Below are 16,512 nucleotides of genomic sequence, written 5' to 3' on the forward strand. Positions count from 1 at the left end.
AGTCTGGCCGTTTTTCGTTGCGTGCGGGAAGAACGAAGGAGCGGCGGGCTCAGGGCGCCGGAGGCGCGGCCGCGCGCCGGCGCGCGCGCTTCGAGACGCCGTTGACGAGCGCCCAGCGCAACACGGGCGCGACCGCGCGCATGCCTGGCTGCACCATCGCGCGGCGGGCGAGGGCGAAGCGGTCGAAGCCGAGCATCTGCTGCGCGAACGGCGGTAGCAAGGCGATGCCCGCGTGGCGCATCAGCGCGCCGGCGGGGCGCATCGCCGGGCGCGGCACCGGCGCTTCCATCAGTACGCGCACGACTTCGCGCGTGCGCTCGCTCGCGACGAGCTCGGGGCGCATCGCTTCCAGATACGCGGCGACTTCGGCGCGCGAGCGCGGTACCTCGGTTGCGCCCAGCAACTGCGCGATGAGCGCGACTTCAGCGTAGTACTGGTCCTGCGCTTCGCCCGGCAATGCGGGATTCACATAGCGCAGATACGCGGCGAGAAAGCTCGATACCTCGGCCACGTGCACCCACGTGAGCAGCGCAGGGTCGCTCGCGCGATACGCGCGGCCATCGGGCGCGGTGCCCGTCACTGCGAGGTGGATTTTCTTCACGCGCTCGATGAGCGCGAGGGCGTCGGCGCGGCTGCCGTAGGTCGTGCCGGAGATGAAGGTCGCGGTGCGGCGCAGGCGGCCGAGAATGTCGGCGCGAAACGTCGAGTGGTCCCACACGCCCGCGAGCGCGAGCGGGTGCAAGGCCTGAAGGAGCAGCGCGCTGATGCCGCCCGTCATCATCCCGGCGAAATCGGCATGCACTTTCCAGCAGATGGTGTCGGGGCCGAAGAGGCCGGGATCGCCGGGCGGCGACGAGTAGTCGAGCTTCGGGCCGCTGCCCGTGGTGAGATGCGTGACGTTTTCGGCGAGCGTCATGCGCAGACGCTGCGCGATCTGGCCGACGAGGCCCGTCGGCTCGGGAGCGTTGGGAGGACGGCCGGCGTGATCGGACATCGTGTTCTTGCTCGCGCTGCGTCGTGCCTTGCCGCGCCTTACGGCGCGTCCGGGCTCCAGTCGCCGCCCGTCGATGCGTTGTCGGGGACGATCAGGCCGAAGTGCCGGTAGGTGAGCTGCGTGGCCACGCGTCCGCGCGGCGTGCGTTGCAGGAAGCCCTGCTGGATCAGGTAGGGCTCCAGCACATCTTCGATGGTGTCGCGCTCTTCGCCGATTGCCGCCGCGAGGTTGTCCACGCCCACCGGGCCGCCGTCGAACTTGTGCAAGATCGCTTCGAGCAGTTTGCGGTCCATCAGGTCGAAGCCCACGGGATCGACGTCGAGCATCTTGAGCGCGGCGTCGGCCACTTGCGAGGTGATCGTGCCGTCGGCCTTGACTTCGGCGTAGTCGCGCACGCGGCGCAGCAGGCGGTTGGCGATACGCGGCGTGCCGCGCGAGCGGCGCGCGATTTCGAGCGCGCCGTCAGGGTGAATATGCGCGCCGAGCAGCGCAGCCGAGCGCTGCACGATGCGCGAGAGCTCGCTCGCGTTGTAGAACTCGAGCCGCGAGACGATGCCGAAGCGGTCGCGCAGCGGGTTCGTGAGCATGCCCGCGCGCGTGGTCGCGCCCACGAGCGTGAACGGCTGGAGGTCGAGCTTCACGCTGCGCGCGGCCGGCCCTTCGCCGATCATGATGTCGATCTGGTAGTCCTCGAGCGCCGGATACAGGATTTCCTCGACGACCGGCGAGAGCCGGTGGATTTCGTCGATAAAGAGCACGTCGTTCGCTTCGAGATTGGTGAGCAGCGCCGCAAGATCGCCCGCGCGTTCGAGCACGGGGCCGGAGGTCTGCCGCAGATTGACCCCCATTTCGCGCGCGATGATGTGCGCGAGCGTGGTCTTGCCGAGGCCAGGCGGGCCGAACAGCAGCACGTGGTCGAGCGGTTCCGAGCGGCGTTTCGCGGCCTCGATGAAGATTTCGAGCTGGCCGCGCACCTTTTCCTGGCCGACGTACTCGTCGAGCTGGCGCGGGCGCAGCGCGCGCTCGAATGCCTCCTCCTTGGACGAGGCCGGCGTGGCGGCGATCACGCGGCTGGCGCCGGCGCCGGATGTGCGGTCTGCGGCGAGTTTGTCGGTTTCGATCATGCAGCGATTGTACCGCGCAGGCTATGCGGCGGCGGGGCCGTTCCTCGCGCCATGATGGCGTCGCAACTAACAGCGCGCTGCGAGCCTGCTGCGTGCTCGCTGTGAGACTGCTGTGAGCCCACTGCGGGCAGGCGCGAAGGCGATCAGGCTTTCGAGAGCACTTTCAGCGCGAGCTTGATGCCTTCGGAGACGCCCGTGCCGGCCGGCACGCTCTTGATGGCGGCGAGCGCTTCCTTCTCCGAATAGCCGAGTGCGAGCAGCGCGTTGAGGATGTCGTTCGCGTGATCCGAAGGCGATGCCGCGGCGGCCATGGCGCCGAGATCGGCACCGAGCTTGCCCTTGAGTTCGAGCAGCAGGCGCTCTGCGGTTTTCTTGCCGATGCCTGGCACGCGCGTGAGGCGCGCCGAGTCCTGCAACGTCACGGCCTGCGAGAGATCGTGCACGCTCATGCCCGAGAGCACGGCCAGCGCCATGCGCGCGCCGATGCCGCTGATCTTGAGCAACTCGCGAAACGTCGCGCGCTCTTCGATGGTGCCAAAGCCGAAGAGCAGATGCGCATCCTCGCGCACGATCATCTGCGTGAGCAGCACGATTTTTTCGCCGGTGCCGGGCAGGTTGTAGAACGTGCTCATCGGTACATCGACTTCGTAGCCGACACCGTTGCAGTCGATGAGCAGGTGCGGCGGGTTCTTTTCCAGCAATACGCCGGCAATGCGACCGATCATGGCGGATTCAGTGATGAGGGAAAGGGCAAGTGTAGCGGAGCGCGCCGTGCTGCGGCGTGCTTCTCGATTACGTTGGCACGACTGAAGGCGGCACGGGATACTGGCCCTTTGCAACTGCCATTACACGGTTTCGACGCTGCGGCCTCCGGCCTCGACTGCATTCGCGTAATACTTTTTGCCATCGCAGTACAGACCGCGCGGGTCGTATAGCGCACATGGCCACGAAGTAAAGTGCGCAACCGAATCGTGAACGTGCTCGGCCAGCAGTCCGTCCACGGCGGCGGGCAATGCCTCTTGGTTATCCCATGCTTCGAGGATCAGGTCTTCATACGCAGTTCGCTTGCGCGGCTCCGGTGGCGGCCAGTCGCGATTGCTCGCAGGGCGCACAATGGGATTGCGCAGATACGTCACCTGTTGCACGAGTCTGCGTTGTTCGCGCAGCAGTTGCCGAGCCTGTTCCTCAGGATGCGATGGAACGTCATAAGTCCACTGAGTGGGATGGCACTCCGGATGGTCGGAGTCAGTCGCAGGGGGCACGCTTTCACAGGCGGCACTGACTTTTCCGTACAGCCGTCCGAGTACGCGCGTTTCACGGGGCTGACGCTCCATGGCTGCGCGCCACTGGAAATTCAGGCGGCGATGTGCGTGTATCAGTGATTCAACGTCGTCTCCTTCTGCTGCTGGCAAGGCAGCCATATAGCCTTGGTATAGCGCGACAACTGGATCGTTATCGGCCAACGTGTAGTCTTCACGTAGTTTGGGATCAAGCTGCTTCGGCAATTGCATTGGCACTCCGGCCCGGATGGCCTCGGCCAGCATGTGGCGCAGCGGGATTCGCGCCAACCGGTTGCTGCGCCCCTGTACGTCCGGCTCGTACCCGCCGCCCACGTCCGAGTGCACGCCGGGATAGATCACTTCCTCACAGTTGCCCGGATAGACACGGTCCACTCGGACGGAATCTAGCGGGAACGCTTCACGCACCTCGTGCGCGGAAACGAAATGCACGCAGCGTTCGACTTCGGGCAGAATCGCCAGGGCACTGGCCCAATCGAGATGCAGCGTTGGCCCGCCGACCGACGCCACCGTGTCGAACAGCCCCATAAACTTGATGCGCACCGGCGTGCGCTCCCCGAAGGGGGCCTGCCAGACCAGACCACCATCCGTACGTTGGCATTTCGTTCTAGTCAACCGGCGTACAAAGGCCCGTGCTTCGGTCGCGCCGCGCGAGAAGCCGAAGACAGAAACGCTAATGAACTGCATGGCCTTCCACGCAGCGGAACCCCACTCGCGCTCAAGAATGCGCGAGAATTCCGCCAGTGCATACTGGATGCGCATCTCACCGCCCTTGCCCAGACCCAGACCCGCAGCGCCGCCTCTGTCATCCATAAGCTCGTCGGTGTAGCCCATGAACTTGGGTACCTTGAATGGGGTGCCCACGCCAGGGATATATGTTGGCGTGGCTCCTCTGCCTTCTTTATCTCTGGTTGCGGCGCGATACAGCTTGGCGACATTCGAAAGGCGCTGTAGCGGCTCGTCGATGTCAAGATTGTTGCCGGTGCCATCGAAGAAAAACGAGAGCTCGGGGTATAGACGGCACTTGGTATCGCGCAGCGAAAGCGGGCCAGCCTTGTTGGCAGGCGAGAGCAATTCCCCCATTTTTTTTCTGCCGCCCTCCCTTGCAGCGTCGAAGAGTCCATCGTCCGTAATGGGGGCACCAGCTTGGCGTACTGTCATGGCGTAGCGGTTCCTTTGTGGTTATTTGTCGGCACAACCAGATCGATTGGGCGAAAATGCGAGTTCTGCCGTGTCAAGGTTACGCAGGATCACGCAGACGTAGGCGTCGTCCTTCATGGGATCACGGTCGCTGTGAGGGCCGTTGGGTGGGAAATAAGCAGTAACGGTTCGCTGTTCGCGCTTTTTCAGAACGACCTTGGTTTGAGGATCAGACTCTTGGCCCCACGTCCACCGGACTGTCACCGGCTGGCGCCAGTCCTTGAGGCCTGGATAGCAACACGCAGCAGCGCTGCCGCCTGAGTGCTCATCAACATTTCCAGCCCAGTATTTGTCCACGAAGATATTTGTCGCGTACCGGTCCGTATGGTTGACCGGCACCATCGCCATCGCCTGGCCTTCGCTGGCGAAGGGATCATCGGGCAGGGCATGGCCGCAGGCCGAAAGCGCGATCACTGTGCCCACTGCAAGAAAAGTGGTACGCCGGGGCATCGCTAGTGAGCAGGCTGCGACGAAAGAGTACACAGAAAGGCGCTTTTTCAATCCGGGCATAGTCGGATTTCCTTTTTTGTTGACTGCATTGTTAGGCAGCCCGTCGCGATGGCAATGGGCCGCAATCGTCGGAGATGGCGTAATGGTTCCTTTGTCGCTACCTGTCGGCACAACCAGATCGATTCGGCGAAAATGCGAGTTCTGCCGTGTTGAGGTCACGCAGGATCACGCAGACGTAGGCATCGTCCTTCATGGGATCGGGATCGCTGTGTGGACCGCCAGACGGGAAGTGCGCAACGACCGTGTGCTGCTCGTCCGGCATAGTTACGGCATTCGTTTTGGGATCTTCCTCCCAGCCCCATGTCCACCTGATCGTGACGGGCTGACGCCAGTCTTTGAGACCGGGATAGCAGCACGCAGCAGCACCACCACCAGCCTGATGCGTTACGTCCCCCGCCCAGTACTTGTCCACGAAGATATTTACCGCGTACCGGTCCGTATGGTTGATCGGTACCATTGCCATCGCCTGGCCTTCGCTGACGAAGGGATCATCGGGTAAGGCATGGCCGCAGGCCGAAAGCGCGAACGCTGCGCCCACCGCAAGGACAGTGGTACGCGGAGACATCGCCAGTGAGCCGGCAGCGACGAAAGAGTACGCACAAGGGCGCTTTTTCAATTCGTGCATAGTCGGATTTCCTTCTTGTTGACTGCATCGGTAGGTAGCCAGTAGCGATGGCAACGGGCCGCAATCATGGGAGATGGTGTACCGGTTCCTTTGTTGTTATCTGCTGGCACAACCAGACGCTGAAGGCGAAAATCTGAGTTCCGCTGTATTCAGATCGCGCAGGATCACGCAGACGTAGGCATCGTCCTTCATGGGATCACGGTCGCTGTGTGGACCGCCGGAGGGGAAGTGCGCAACGACCGTGTGCGGCTCGTCCGGCATAGTCACGGCATTCGTTTTGGGATCTTCCTCCCAGCCCCACGTCCACCTGATTGTGACGGGCTGACGCCAGTCCTTGAGACCGGGATAGCAGCACGCAGCGGCACCACCACCAGCCTGATGCGTTACGTTCCCCGCCCAGTACTTGTCCACGAAGATATTTACCGCGTACCGGTCCGTATGGTTGATCGGCACCATTGCCATCGCCTGGCCTTCGCTGACGAAGGGATCATCGGGTAAGGCATGGCCGCAGGCTGAAAGCGCTACGGCTGTTCCAACCGCCAGTGCGGCGGTATGCAGAGACTTCGCCGAACGTGCAAATGCGGCTTTGAACCACGTAAGGCGGCGGGGAATAACTACTGGAAGCTTGCGGAACACATCCCGGTGATATGCCTGCCGTCCGCGTATGGCTTGCAGGTCCGCCATGGGCTGACCTCCTTGCTGATTGTCTCGGATGGGACGCAGCCATGTACCTCGGGATTGCAGGATGATAGGAGGCCGCAATATGGGGCTAATTCCGCCCTTGAAGGCTTTTACCGTGCGAGCACCGTCGATTCAATTCAGCAAAGTCTGAAAACTCATCGCTTATTATCAGGACGCAAGTCGCTGGCGAACTATCCGTCTCGGTACAGCCATCCGGCGGGTGGATAACGTACCCATCGGCATCGTTGCGACCTACCTCATACACGTCGCTACGGCTGCCGGTGACATCGTTCGACGGTGGCTTGGAAAGCCGCACCGGACTTTGTTCGGAGATCAGCGGAACGGAATATTAGCCCCGCCGTTACCCAATCAACCGCCCGCGCCGCACGCGCACGCCCTTCTTCGCGAGCGTGGGCGCGATGCCGCCGAGCGTCGCGAGCGCGTCGCCGCTGTGCGCGTGGCAGATCGCCATGCCGAGTGCGTCGGCGGCATCGGTGCCAGGCGTGCCCGTGAGGCTCAAGAGGCGCACGACCATCTGCTGCATCTGCTCCTTGGTCGCGCGGCCATAGCCCACCACGGCCTGCTTCAGTTGCAGCGCGGTGTATTCGGCCACCGGCACGCCGCCCGAAACGAGCCCGCAGATCGCCGCGCCGCGCGCCTGGCCGAGCAGCAATGTCGACTGCGGATTGACGTTGACAAAGACTTTTTCGATGGCCGCCTGGTCGGGCGCGTGCTGGCGGATCAGCGTGGAGACGCCTTCGAAGATGGTGCCGAGGCGCGTGGGCAGATCGGCATCGGCAGTGCGGATGACGCCGCTTGCGACATACGTGAGCTGATGGCCGTGACGCTCGATCACGCCGAAGCCGGTCACGCGCAAGCCGGGGTCGATGCCGAGAATTCTCATGAAATGCGGGAAAAACGGGTGTGCCTGGAATGTGCCTGCGATGGTACAACGAACGGCACAGGGGCCGCGAGCCTCGATGCATGAGGCGCCGGGCGCGCGCGGCGAAGAAAAAAGCCCGCGGGACGTCCGTCCAGCGGGCTTTGCGGCGAGGCGGCAGCGTGTGCAAAACGCGTGCAAAACGCGTGTAAAACGCGCGCCGCTCCCGGCCATCAATGAAGATCGATGACGATCAGTGACGGAAGTGGCGGAAGCCCGTCATCACCATGGCGATGTTGTGCTCGTCGGCGGCGGCGATCACTTCGTCGTCGCGCATCGAGCCGCCCGGCTGGATCACGCAGGTCGCGCCCGCGTTGACCACCACGTCGAGGCCGTCACGGAACGGGAAGAACGCGTCCGACGCGACTGCCGTGCCCGCGAGCTTGAGACCTGCGTTTTCGGCCTTGATGCTGGCGATGCGCGCCGAGTCCACGCGGCTCATCTGGCCCGCGCCCACGCCCATCGTCATGCCGTTCGCGCAGAACACGATGGCGTTGGACTTCACGAACTTCGCGACGCGCCATGCGAACATCAGATCGTCCATTTCCTTCGGAGTGGGGTGGCGCTTGGTCACCACGCGCAGTTCGTGCGGCTGCACGTTCTTCGCGTCGAGCGATTGCACCAGCAAGCCGCCGCCCACGCGCTTCAGATCGAACGTGTTATGGCCTTCGCCCAAGGCGATTTCGAGCAGACGCACATTCTGCTTCGCCGCGAACACGGCCTTGGCGGCGTCCGAGAACGACGGCGCGATCAGCACTTCGACGAACTGCTTCGACACGGCCTGCGCAGCCGCTTCGTCCACTTCGCGGTTGAACGCGATGATGCCGCCGAACGCCGAGGTCGGATCGGTCTGGAACGCCTTCGAATACGCCTCGTGCGCGTTCGCGCCCACGGCCACGCCGCACGGATTCGCGTGCTTGATGATCACGCAGGCCGGCGCGTCGAAGGTCTTCACGCATTCCCAGGCGGCGTCCGAGTCGGCGATGTTGTTGTACGAGAGCTCTTTGCCCTGGATCTGCGTGTAGTTCGCGAGCGCGCCAGCCGGCGCTTGCAGGTCGCGGTAGAACGCGGCGCTCTGGTGCGGGTTCTCGCCGTAGCGCAGGTCCTGGACCTTGTCGAACGCGAGGTTCAGCACGGCCGGGTAGGTGTTGCGCGACTTGTGCTCGAGCGCTTCAGTGAGGCTCGTGAGGTAGTTCGTGATCGCGCCGTCGTACTGCGCCGTGTGCGAGAACACCTTGGTCGCGAGGCGGAAGTTGGTGGCGTAGCTCACGGTGTTGCCGTTCGCGCGCATCTCTTCCAACACCTTCGCGTAGTCGGCGGGGTCGACCACGACGGTCACGTCGCGGTGGTTCTTCGCCGCCGAGCGCAGCATGGTCGGGCCGCCGATGTCGATGTTCTCGATCGCGTCTTCCAGCGAGCACTCTTCCTTCGAGATCGTCTGGACGAACGGGTAGAGGTTCACGACCAGCAGGTCGATCGTCGGAATGTCGTGCTTTTGGAGCGCGGCCATGTGCTCGGGCAGGTCGCGGCGCGCAAGGATGCCGCCGTGAACCTTCGGGTGCAGCGTCTTCACGCGCCCATCGAGCATTTCCGGGAAGCCGGTGTAATCGGCTACTTCGGTGACGGAGAGACCTGCGTCCGCGAGCAGTTTCGCGGTGCCGCCGGTCGACAGGATCTTGACGCCGAGGTCGGACAGCGATTTCGCGAAATCGACGATACCGGCCTTGTCGGAGACGGAGATGAGCGCTTGCTTGATCATGATGGGGGGGAGAAGTTGCCGAGGGATCGAGGAGTCCGCGCCAGAAGTCCAGTACCAGTGCCGTCCGTAAGAGCGGTGACGGTCGTTACAGCGGGCCGTTACAGCAGGCCGTGCTGCTGAAGCTTCTTGCGCAGCGTGTTGCGGTTGATGCCGAGATACTCGGCGGCCAGCGACTGGTTGCCGCCTGCCTGCTCGAGCACCACCTCGAGCATCGGTTTTTCGACGCACGCCATCACCATTTCGTAGACGTCGTGCGGGTTGCTGCCGTCGAGATCCTGGAAGTACATGCCCAGGCTCTCGCGGACGGATTGTTCGATGTTGTGCTTGCTCATGCTGCCAGTCGATCGGTGGGTTCGCGCTCGCCATCCGTGCCGTTCTCGTCGTCGACGTAGACGAGGCGCTCGGAAACGGCCTTTTGCTCGTCGAAGAACTGGTTGACGGCGGCGAGTTGGTCGCGTGTGGTGTCCAGCGTGTTCATGCGATGCCGGAACGCATTGGCGCCGCAAAGGCCGCGAGTGTACCAGCCGATATGCTTGCGCGCAGTACGCACGCCCGTAAACTCGCCATAAAACGCGTAGTGGTCCTCCAGATGCTCGTTCATGATCGTCTGGATTTCATCCACGCGCGGGGGCGGCAGCAGCTCGCCCGTGACGAGAAAGTGCTCGATCTCGCGAAAGAGCCACGGGCGCCCCTGCGCGGCGCGGCCGATCATGATGGCGTCCGCGCCCGTGAAGGCGAGCACGTCGCGTGCCTTTTGCGGCTTCGTGATGTCGCCATTGGCAACCACCGGGATGCCCGCCGCGGCTTTGACCGCCGCAATCGTTTCGTATTCCGCGTCGCCGTGATAGAGATCGGCGCGCGTACGCCCATGCATGGTGAGCATGGAAATGCCGCTTTCCTCCGCAATCCGCGCGATGGTGAGCGCGTTGCGGTGCTCGCGGTCCCAGCCCGTGCGAATCTTGAGCGTGACGGGCACGGCGTCGGGGCCGATGCCCACGGCGTCCACCACGGCCTTCACGATGCGCGCGACAAGCGGCTCGTTTTGCAGCAGCGCGGAGCCGGCCGCCACGTTGCAGACCTTCTTGGCCGGGCAGCCCATGTTGATGTCGATGATCTGCGCGCCGTTGGCGACGTTATAGCGCGCCGCTTCGGCCATCATCTCCGGGTCGGCGCCGGCGATCTGCACGGCGATGGGCTCGACCTCGCCCGCGTGGTTGGCGCGGCGCATGGTCTTCTCGCTTTTCCAGAGCTGCGCGTTGGATGCAACCATCTCCGAGACTGCGTAGCCCGCGCCCAGGCGCTTGCACAACTGACGGAACGGCCGGTCCGTGACGCCCGCCATGGGGGCGACGAACAGGTTGTTGCGCAGGGTGTGACGGCCAATTGTGAACATGTTGCGCGGACGAAAGCGGGAGGGCGCCCGGCGGGCTTCGACGGGTGTCGAAGGCGTTGGCGCGGCTGCGGCTCGAAAAGGGGAAACGCGTATTTTAGCGTTAACGAGATGGGTGGTCTCGGCTTGCGGACCCTGGTGTTGTTTGAGGCTTAACGCCTTCTTATCGAAACGCGATTCGACCCTTTCCTTTGCGAGCAGTGAATCGGCGGCGCCGATTGGTCATATCAATTCCGCTGCCCGAACATCATCTGCCGCGCGAGTGCCGTCTTGACCGGCGGCGCGAACTCGAGCGCCGTGAGCGCGAGGCCGCGCAGCGCCGCGAGCGGCGCGAAGTCGATGGTGAACAGGCGCGCGAGGGTGTCCGTCGCACCGATCGTCATGCGACGGTCGAAGGCGCGGCGGCCCGCGAAGTCGGCGAGTGCGAGCGGCGTGGCGCCGTGCTGGGCGAGGGCATCGGCGAGCGCGTGGGCGTCGCGCAGGCCGAGATTCAGACCTTGGCCGGCCACGGGATGCAGCGTTTGTGCCGCGTTGCCCACAGCCGCGATGCGGTTGTGGCCCGAAACCAGCGTGTCGAGTGCGTTCAGACCGAGCGGAAATGCCGCGCGGCCATGTATCTGCGTGAAGCGGCCCATTCGCGGGCCGAAGGCGGCGCCGAGCTCGGCGAGGAAATCGCCGTCGGAAAGCTGCGCGCGACGCTCGGCCTCGAGCGGCGACGAGCACCACACTAGCGCGTAGTCCGCGCCGCGCACGCCGCCCATCGGCAAAAGCGCGATCGGGCCTTCATTCGTGAAGCGCTCCCAGGCCACGTGCGGCTGCGGCGCCGAAACCGTCACCACGCCGACCAGTGCGGTCTGGCCGTAGTCGCGGGTGCGCTTCGGGGCGTGTTTCTGGTCATGGTTGGGCGTTTGTCCGGCTGCGGCGTGCTCGTGTGCGTGATCGTGCGCGTCCACGTCCGCGTCCGTGGCGGAGCCGGCTTCGCTCGAAGCGCTGGCGGATGCCGCGTGGTCTACCTCGGCGGCCCAATCGCGCATGGCCGATTCGTCTTGTTCCTCGTCCAGATCCGCCTCGGTACGCCGCGGTTTGTGCGCGGCCGGCGTTCGATAGAGCCCGCCTTCCGCGTTCACGAGAATGCGCGTGTGCAGCGTGCGCGCGACGCCCGCGCTTTGCACGGACAACGTCACGCGGTCGTGCTCGACGACCGGCTCGTGCGCATGCGTGTGATGGAGCCAGTGCACGCGCGTGCCGCGCACCGCGTGCGCGAGCGACTGCACGATCGCGCCATAGCGCGCGACATAGCCGAGTGCGGGCAGGTCGTAGTCGTGCCGGTCGATGAGCGTGCGGCCGAAGCGGCCGCGCTGCGAGACGTGGATGCGTTCGATGGGCGTCGCGTCCTGCGGCCACGCGAGCGCCTGCAGCAGCGTGCGGCTGCCCTGCGAGACGGCAATCGCGCGCGGGTCGCCGGCGCTGTCGTCCGGCTCGCGCGCGTCGATCAGCGCGACCGAGAGCGCCGCCGTCGCGCTGCGCCGCGCGAGCCAGCCGGCGAGCGCGAGCCCGACCGGCCCCGCGCCGACGATGACGACGTCGTACTCGCTGGGCGCGTGCCCGGTTCCGCTCGTGGTCCCGCTTGTTGCGTTCACTGCATTCATGTCGCTGCGTTCAGTTCAGATCGTTGGCTTTTTTGCTGCGCGCTCGAGCGTGCTTGTGCGTGCTTATGCGCGTGCGGCGGCTCGCCGGGGGGGGGGGGGGGGGGGCGCGTGCCGCTCGCGCGACTCATGCCGCTCACGTAAATCGAGTGGCTCACGCGCTGCGGCGCGCGTCCTGCATCAGCGCCTCGATTTCGTCGACGGTCACGGGCACGTCGCGCGTGATGAGCTCGCAGCCCGTGTCCGTGACGATGGCGTCGTCTTCGATACGGATGCCGATGTCCCAGTAGCGCTCGGGCACGTCTTCGGCGGCGCGCACGTAGAGGCCGGGCTCGACCGTGAGCGTCATGCCGGGCCGCAGCGTGCGCCAGGGCGGCGCGACGGCGGCGCCCGACGCAGCGGCGCCCGCCGCGTTCGCGGAGTTCGCGGAGTTCGCGCCATTTGCGCCATTTGCGCCATTCGTGGCCCCGCTGGGCTGCGCGCCTCGTTCGCGATAGTCGCCCGCGTCGTGCACGTCCATGCCGAGCCAATGCCCCGTGCGATGCATGTAGAAGCGTGCATAGGCGCGCTCGGCGATCACGTCGTCGACGCTCGCAAAGCGCTGCTTGTCCACGATGCCCGTATCGAGGAGCCCTTGCGCGAGCACACGCACGGCGGCCTCATGCGGCGCCTCGAAGTTCACGCCCGCGCGCGTGGCGTCGATGGCGGCCTGCTGCGCCGCGAGCACGATTTCGTAGAGCTCGCGCTGGGCGCTCGTATAGCGGCCGCTCGCGGGGAAGGTGCGCGTGATATCGGAGGCATAGCCGTTCAGCTCGCACGCAGCGTCGATCAGGATCAGATCGCCTTCGCGCACCACCGCGTTGCCGGCCGGATAGTGCAGCACACAGGCGTTCGCGCCTGTCGCGACGATCGAGCCGTAGGCGGGCGCCTGTGCGCCGTGCTTGCGGAAGGTGTAAAGCAGCTCGGCTTCGATCTCGTATTCGCGCATGCCGGGGCGGCACGCCTGCATGGCGCGCACGTGCGCGAGCGCCGAGATCTTCGCGGCGCGGCGCATGGTGTCGAGCTCGTGTGCGTCCTTGACGATGCGCATGTCGTCGAGCAGCGGCACGAGATCGTACGCGGCGGCCGGCGCGGTGACGCCGCCGCGCGACTGCGCGCGCACGGCATCGATCCAGCGTTTGACCTGCGCATCGAAGCGTTCCGAGGCCGCCAGCGCGTAATGCAGCGCCGGGCGATCGGCGATCAGGCGCGGCACCTGGGTGTCGATCTCGTCGACGGGAAACGCGGCGTCAAAGCCGAATGCCTCGCGCGCGCCGTCAGGCCCGAAGCGAAAGCCTTCCCACGTTTCGCGCTCGACGTTCTTCGCGCGGCAGAACAGGATCGCGGCGGGCTGGTTTTCGCCCGCGCTCGCATCGAGCACGAGCAGCGCCTCGGGCTCGGTGAAGCCGGTGAGGTAATAGAAGTAGCTGTCGTGCCGATACGGAAATTCGGTGTCGCGGTTGCGCGCCGCCTCGGGGGCGGTGGGCACCAGCGCAATGCCGCCGCCTTTTGCGCGTAACGCGGCGAGCACGCGTTCGCGGCGCGCGCGGTACAGCGCGGCGCCGCCGTCGGGGCCGCGCGGCGCATCGGCTGCGGCGCGCGAGGCGGCCGAGGCGCTTTCCGTGAGGGTCGTGTCCATCGTGCGATTGTAGCGCCTGGGTGTGACCCGCATTGGAACCCTCGGCGGCCGGGCCGTTCGCGGGCTGACGGCGCCCGCTGTTGCATCGAGCCGACAGGCGCGGGTCGGAGAAATCCAGCGCTACAGTAGGCGACCCGTCAGAATTTGACCATTCCAACGTATACTTCCGCCGGATTCCAGAAAAGGCAGGTGCGATGAAACTTATCGGTTCGCTCGGCAGCCCGTATGTCCGCAAGGCGCGGATCATGCTCGCCGAAAAGAAAATCGACTACAAGCTGGTGCTTGAAAACGTGTGGGGCGCCGATACGGCGATCCACGATTTCAACCCGCTCGGCAAGGTGCCATGTCTCGTGATGGAGGACGGCGAAGCCGTGTTCGATTCGCGCGTGATCTGCGAATACGTGGACATGCTCTCGCCGGTCGGCAAGCTGATTCCGCAAGGCGGGCGCGAGCGCGTGGAGGTGCGGTGCTGGGAGGCGCTCGCCGACGGCATGCTCGACGCCGCCGTGCTGATCCGCGCGGAAGGCACGCAGCGCACGCCCGAGCAGCGCAGCGAGGCGTGGGTCGCGCGCCAGCAGCGCAAGATTCGCGAAGGCCTGAACGCGATGGCCAAGGGCCTCGCGGGCAATGCGTGGTGCGCGGGCAACCGCTACACGCTCGCCGACATCGCGGTGGGCTGCGCGCTCGGCTATCTCGACTTCCGCATGCCGGAGCTCGACTGGCGCGATCCGCATCCGAATCTCGCGCGGCATTTCGAGAAGCTCATGCAGCGGCAGTCGTTCGTGGATACGGTGCCGCAGGCGTAGTGACGGAGTGACAGAGGTTGCGCGCCCGCTGCGAGAGCGTCGCGCGCGCCACCCTCAAATCATCAGACGATTTTCTCCACATCGGGCGCGAACGAATCGCTGCGCGCGACCGGCCACCACTTCTCGTACAACTGATAGCGATAGCGCCCTTCGACGAGGTCGCCGGGCTTCAGGTACCTGAGCAATTCCGACATCAGCTTCACTTCATACGACGACACGCGGCGCACGATGTGATGCGCCCGCAGATCGGCGGGGCTTTCGAGACCCGCGGCCTGGAGGATTTCCTGCAGCGCGTGCAGCGTATTGCGATGGAAGTAGTAGACGCGCTCGCCCTTGTCGGGCACGTTCAGCGCGTGCTGGCGCGCGGGGTCCTGCGTGGCGACGCCCGTGGGGCAGCGGTCGGAGTGGCACTTCTGCGCCTGGATGCAGCCCACCGCGAACATGAAGCCGCGCGCCGAGTTGACCCAGTCCGCGCCGATCGCGAGCGTCTTGGCGATATCGAACGCGGTGATGATCTTGCCGCTCGCGCCAATCTTGATCTTCTCGCGCAGGCCGATGCCCACGAGCGTGTTGTGCACGAGCAGCAGGCCTTCCTGGAGCGGCGTGCCGATATGGTCGGTGAACTCGATGGGCGCCGCGCCCGTGCCGCCTTCGGCGCCGTCCACGACGATGAAGTCGGGCAGGATGCCGGTTTCGAGCATGGCCTTGGCGATGCCGAAGAACTCCCACGGATGGCCGATACAGAGTTTGAAGCCGGTGGGCTTGCCGCCCGAAAGCTTGCGCAGACGCTCGACGAATTCGAGCAGGCCGCGCGGCGTGGAGAACTCTGAATGGCGCGCCGGTGAGACGCAGTCCTGGCCCATCGGAATGCCGCGCGTCTCGGCAATCTCGGGCGTGACCTTCGCGGCCAGCAGCATGCCGCCGTGACCCGGCTTCGCGCCTTGCGAGAGCTTCACTTCGATCATCTTGACCTGCGGCTCCTGGGCGAGGCGCTGGAACTTCTCCGCGCTGAACGTGCCGTCTTCGTTGCGGCAGCCGAAGTAGCCCGAGGCGATTTCCCAGATGATGTCGCCGCCGTTTTCGCGGTGATACTTCGACATCGAGCCTTCGCCGGTGTCGTGCGCGAAGCCGCCTTTCTTCGCGCCCAGGTTGAGCGCGCGGATCGCGTTGGCGGACAGCGCGCCGAAGCTCATCGCCGAGATATTGAAGATCGACATCGAATACGGCTGCTCGCGCTGTGCGCCCACCAGCACGCGGAAGTCGCTGCCCGCGAGCCTGGTCGGCGCGAGCGAGTGGCTGATCCATTCGTGTCCCACTGCCTTCACGTCGAGCTCGGTGCCATACGGGCGGCTATCGACGGTGTTCTTCGCGCGCTGGTAGACCACGCTGCGCTGCACGAGCGAGAAGGGTTTTTCGTCGGTGTCGTCTTCGACGAAGTACTGGCGGATCTCGGGCCGCACGAATTCGAACAGGAAGCGCAGATGGCCCCAGAGCGGATAGTTGCGCAGGATCGCGTGGCGCTGCTGGGTCATGTCGTAGATGCCGAGCGCGACGATGAGCGCGGGCACGATGGCGCACAGCCACGACAGATGATGGAGTGCCGATGCGATCACGCAGGCTGACAACAGCAGCACTGCACACCACATGGCGAGGTAACGTCGGGAAAACATGGGGAACTCCTCGATCTTTTGATTCGCTGCGCGAGGCGGGTTGTGGCCACGCGCGCCAGCCGCGCCCGGGTGAGGCGCCAGCGTGCCCGAATGATGCCGCAAGTTTGTGAAGTTGGCCGGGAGGACGGCAAAAGGCCGGAGGAGAGGAAAACCGGGGGAACAGCGGAGCGCACGGGGTGCGGATCGCGTGG

15 protein-coding genes are annotated in these 16,512 nt (G+C 65.2%); 1 reads left to right on the plus strand and 14 read right to left on the minus strand.

From position 1 onward, the window contains the following. Positions 1 to 49 precede the first annotated feature (49 nt). The 13 genes from L5014_RS13915 to L5014_RS13975 form a co-directional block, all read right to left on the minus strand. Positions 50 to 994 carry an oxygenase MpaB family protein gene (locus tag L5014_RS13915; RefSeq protein WP_420800063.1) on the minus strand — a complete coding sequence of 315 codons (945 nt, stop codon included), beginning with the start codon at positions 992 to 994 and terminating at the stop codon, positions 50 to 52. Between the two features lie 38 nt (positions 995 to 1,032). Continuing rightward, positions 1,033 to 2,118, minus strand: a complete 1,086-nt coding sequence (gene ruvB, locus L5014_RS13920; RefSeq protein ID WP_238464324.1) for a Holliday junction branch migration DNA helicase RuvB — start codon at positions 2,116 to 2,118, stop codon at positions 1,033 to 1,035. A 143-nt stretch (positions 2,119 to 2,261) separates the two neighbouring features. Continuing rightward, positions 2,262 to 2,843: a Holliday junction branch migration protein RuvA gene (ruvA, locus tag L5014_RS13925; RefSeq protein ID WP_238464325.1), complete on the minus strand. Its 582-nt coding sequence runs from the start codon at positions 2,841 to 2,843 to the stop codon at positions 2,262 to 2,264. 120 nt (positions 2,844 to 2,963) lie between these two features. Beyond that, positions 2,964 to 4,577, minus strand: coding sequence for a T6SS phospholipase effector Tle1-like catalytic domain-containing protein (locus L5014_RS13930; RefSeq protein WP_238464326.1), 1,614 nt, complete (start codon positions 4,575 to 4,577; stop codon positions 2,964 to 2,966). A gap of 21 nt (positions 4,578 to 4,598) precedes the next feature. After that, on the minus strand, positions 4,599 to 5,237 hold the full coding sequence (locus L5014_RS38800) for a DUF3304 domain-containing protein (protein ID WP_238464327.1): 639 nt from the start codon (positions 5,235 to 5,237) through the stop codon (positions 4,599 to 4,601). Next, the gene (locus L5014_RS13940) at positions 5,224 to 5,751 is read right to left on the minus strand and encodes a DUF3304 domain-containing protein (RefSeq protein ID WP_238464328.1); all 528 of its coding nucleotides are present in this window, start codon (positions 5,749 to 5,751) and stop codon (positions 5,224 to 5,226) included. Before L5014_RS13940 ends, L5014_RS38800 begins: the two co-directional genes overlap by 14 nt. A gap of 96 nt (positions 5,752 to 5,847) precedes the next feature. Continuing rightward, positions 5,848 to 6,435 carry a DUF3304 domain-containing protein gene (locus tag L5014_RS13945; protein WP_238464329.1) on the minus strand — a complete coding sequence of 196 codons (588 nt, stop codon included), beginning with the start codon at positions 6,433 to 6,435 and terminating at the stop codon, positions 5,848 to 5,850. Between the two features lie 358 nt (positions 6,436 to 6,793). Then, positions 6,794 to 7,336 (minus strand): crossover junction endodeoxyribonuclease RuvC, encoded by a 543-nt coding sequence (gene ruvC, locus L5014_RS13950; protein ID WP_238464330.1) that lies wholly within the window; start codon positions 7,334 to 7,336, stop codon positions 6,794 to 6,796. A gap of 229 nt (positions 7,337 to 7,565) precedes the next feature. Next, entirely contained in the window at positions 7,566 to 9,131 is a 1,566-nt protein-coding gene (gene purH / locus L5014_RS13955; RefSeq protein WP_238464331.1) for a bifunctional phosphoribosylaminoimidazolecarboxamide formyltransferase/IMP cyclohydrolase, read from the minus strand. 98 nt (positions 9,132 to 9,229) lie between these two features. Further along, positions 9,230 to 9,463 carry a Fis family transcriptional regulator gene (locus tag L5014_RS13960; protein ID WP_065065118.1) on the minus strand — a complete coding sequence of 78 codons (234 nt, stop codon included), beginning with the start codon at positions 9,461 to 9,463 and terminating at the stop codon, positions 9,230 to 9,232. Continuing rightward, complete coding sequence (gene dusB, locus L5014_RS13965; protein ID WP_238464332.1) at positions 9,460 to 10,524, minus strand: tRNA dihydrouridine synthase DusB; 1,065 nt, start codon at positions 10,522 to 10,524, stop codon at positions 9,460 to 9,462. Before dusB ends, L5014_RS13960 begins: the two co-directional genes overlap by 4 nt. A 224-nt stretch (positions 10,525 to 10,748) precedes the next feature. Continuing rightward, a complete protein-coding gene (locus tag L5014_RS13970) occupies positions 10,749 to 12,170 on the minus strand; it encodes a UbiH/UbiF/VisC/COQ6 family ubiquinone biosynthesis hydroxylase (RefSeq protein ID WP_238464333.1) in 1,422 nt (473 codons plus the stop codon). A gap of 151 nt (positions 12,171 to 12,321) precedes the next feature. Beyond that, a complete protein-coding gene (locus tag L5014_RS13975; RefSeq protein ID WP_420800064.1) occupies positions 12,322 to 13,845 on the minus strand; it encodes an aminopeptidase P N-terminal domain-containing protein in 1,524 nt (507 codons plus the stop codon). A gap of 194 nt (positions 13,846 to 14,039) precedes the next feature. Between L5014_RS13975 and L5014_RS13980 the strand changes: the two genes are divergently transcribed. Continuing rightward, on the plus strand, positions 14,040 to 14,651 hold the full coding sequence (locus L5014_RS13980) for a glutathione S-transferase (RefSeq protein ID WP_238464335.1): 612 nt from the start codon (positions 14,040 to 14,042) through the stop codon (positions 14,649 to 14,651). A 62-nt stretch (positions 14,652 to 14,713) separates the two neighbouring features. Here L5014_RS13980 and L5014_RS13985 read toward each other — a convergent pair whose 3' ends face one another. Then, complete coding sequence (locus tag L5014_RS13985) at positions 14,714 to 16,321, minus strand: FMN-binding glutamate synthase family protein (protein WP_238464336.1); 1,608 nt, start codon at positions 16,319 to 16,321, stop codon at positions 14,714 to 14,716. Between the last annotated feature and the right edge of the window lie 191 nt (positions 16,322 to 16,512).

Source organism: Paraburkholderia tagetis (genome assembly GCF_022213065.1).
Lineage (GTDB): Bacteria > Pseudomonadota > Gammaproteobacteria > Burkholderiales > Burkholderiaceae > Paraburkholderia > Paraburkholderia tagetis.

Excerpts from the sequence above, each read along its gene's own strand:
- L5014_RS13970 (WP_238464333.1), bottom strand. The coding sequence starts at position 12,170 with ATGAATGCAGTGAACGCAACAAGCGGGACCACGAGCGGAACCGGGCAC.
- L5014_RS13985 (WP_238464336.1), bottom strand. The coding sequence starts at position 16,321 with ATGTTTTCCCGACGTTACCTCGCCATGTGGTGTGCAGTGCTGCTGTTG.
- L5014_RS13930 (WP_238464326.1), bottom strand. The coding sequence starts at position 4,577 with ATGACAGTACGCCAAGCTGGTGCCCCCATTACGGACGATGGACTCTTC.
- dusB (WP_238464332.1), bottom strand. The coding sequence starts at position 10,524 with ATGTTCACAATTGGCCGTCACACCCTGCGCAACAACCTGTTCGTCGCC.
- L5014_RS13975 (WP_420800064.1), bottom strand. The coding sequence starts at position 13,845 with ATGGACACGACCCTCACGGAAAGCGCCTCGGCCGCCTCGCGCGCCGCA.
- L5014_RS13945 (WP_238464329.1), bottom strand. The coding sequence starts at position 6,435 with ATGGCGGACCTGCAAGCCATACGCGGACGGCAGGCATATCACCGGGAT.
- L5014_RS13940 (WP_238464328.1), bottom strand. The coding sequence starts at position 5,751 with ATGCACGAATTGAAAAAGCGCCCTTGTGCGTACTCTTTCGTCGCTGCC.
- ruvA (WP_238464325.1), bottom strand. The coding sequence starts at position 2,843 with ATGATCGGTCGCATTGCCGGCGTATTGCTGGAAAAGAACCCGCCGCAC.
- ruvB (WP_238464324.1), bottom strand. The coding sequence starts at position 2,118 with ATGATCGAAACCGACAAACTCGCCGCAGACCGCACATCCGGCGCCGGC.
- ruvC (WP_238464330.1), bottom strand. The coding sequence starts at position 7,336 with ATGAGAATTCTCGGCATCGACCCCGGCTTGCGCGTGACCGGCTTCGGC.
- L5014_RS13915 (WP_420800063.1), bottom strand. The coding sequence starts at position 994 with ATGTCCGATCACGCCGGCCGTCCTCCCAACGCTCCCGAGCCGACGGGC.
- L5014_RS13960 (WP_065065118.1), bottom strand. The coding sequence starts at position 9,463 with ATGAGCAAGCACAACATCGAACAATCCGTCCGCGAGAGCCTGGGCATG.
- purH (WP_238464331.1), bottom strand. The coding sequence starts at position 9,131 with ATGATCAAGCAAGCGCTCATCTCCGTCTCCGACAAGGCCGGTATCGTC.
- L5014_RS13980 (WP_238464335.1), top strand. The coding sequence starts at position 14,040 with ATGAAACTTATCGGTTCGCTCGGCAGCCCGTATGTCCGCAAGGCGCGG.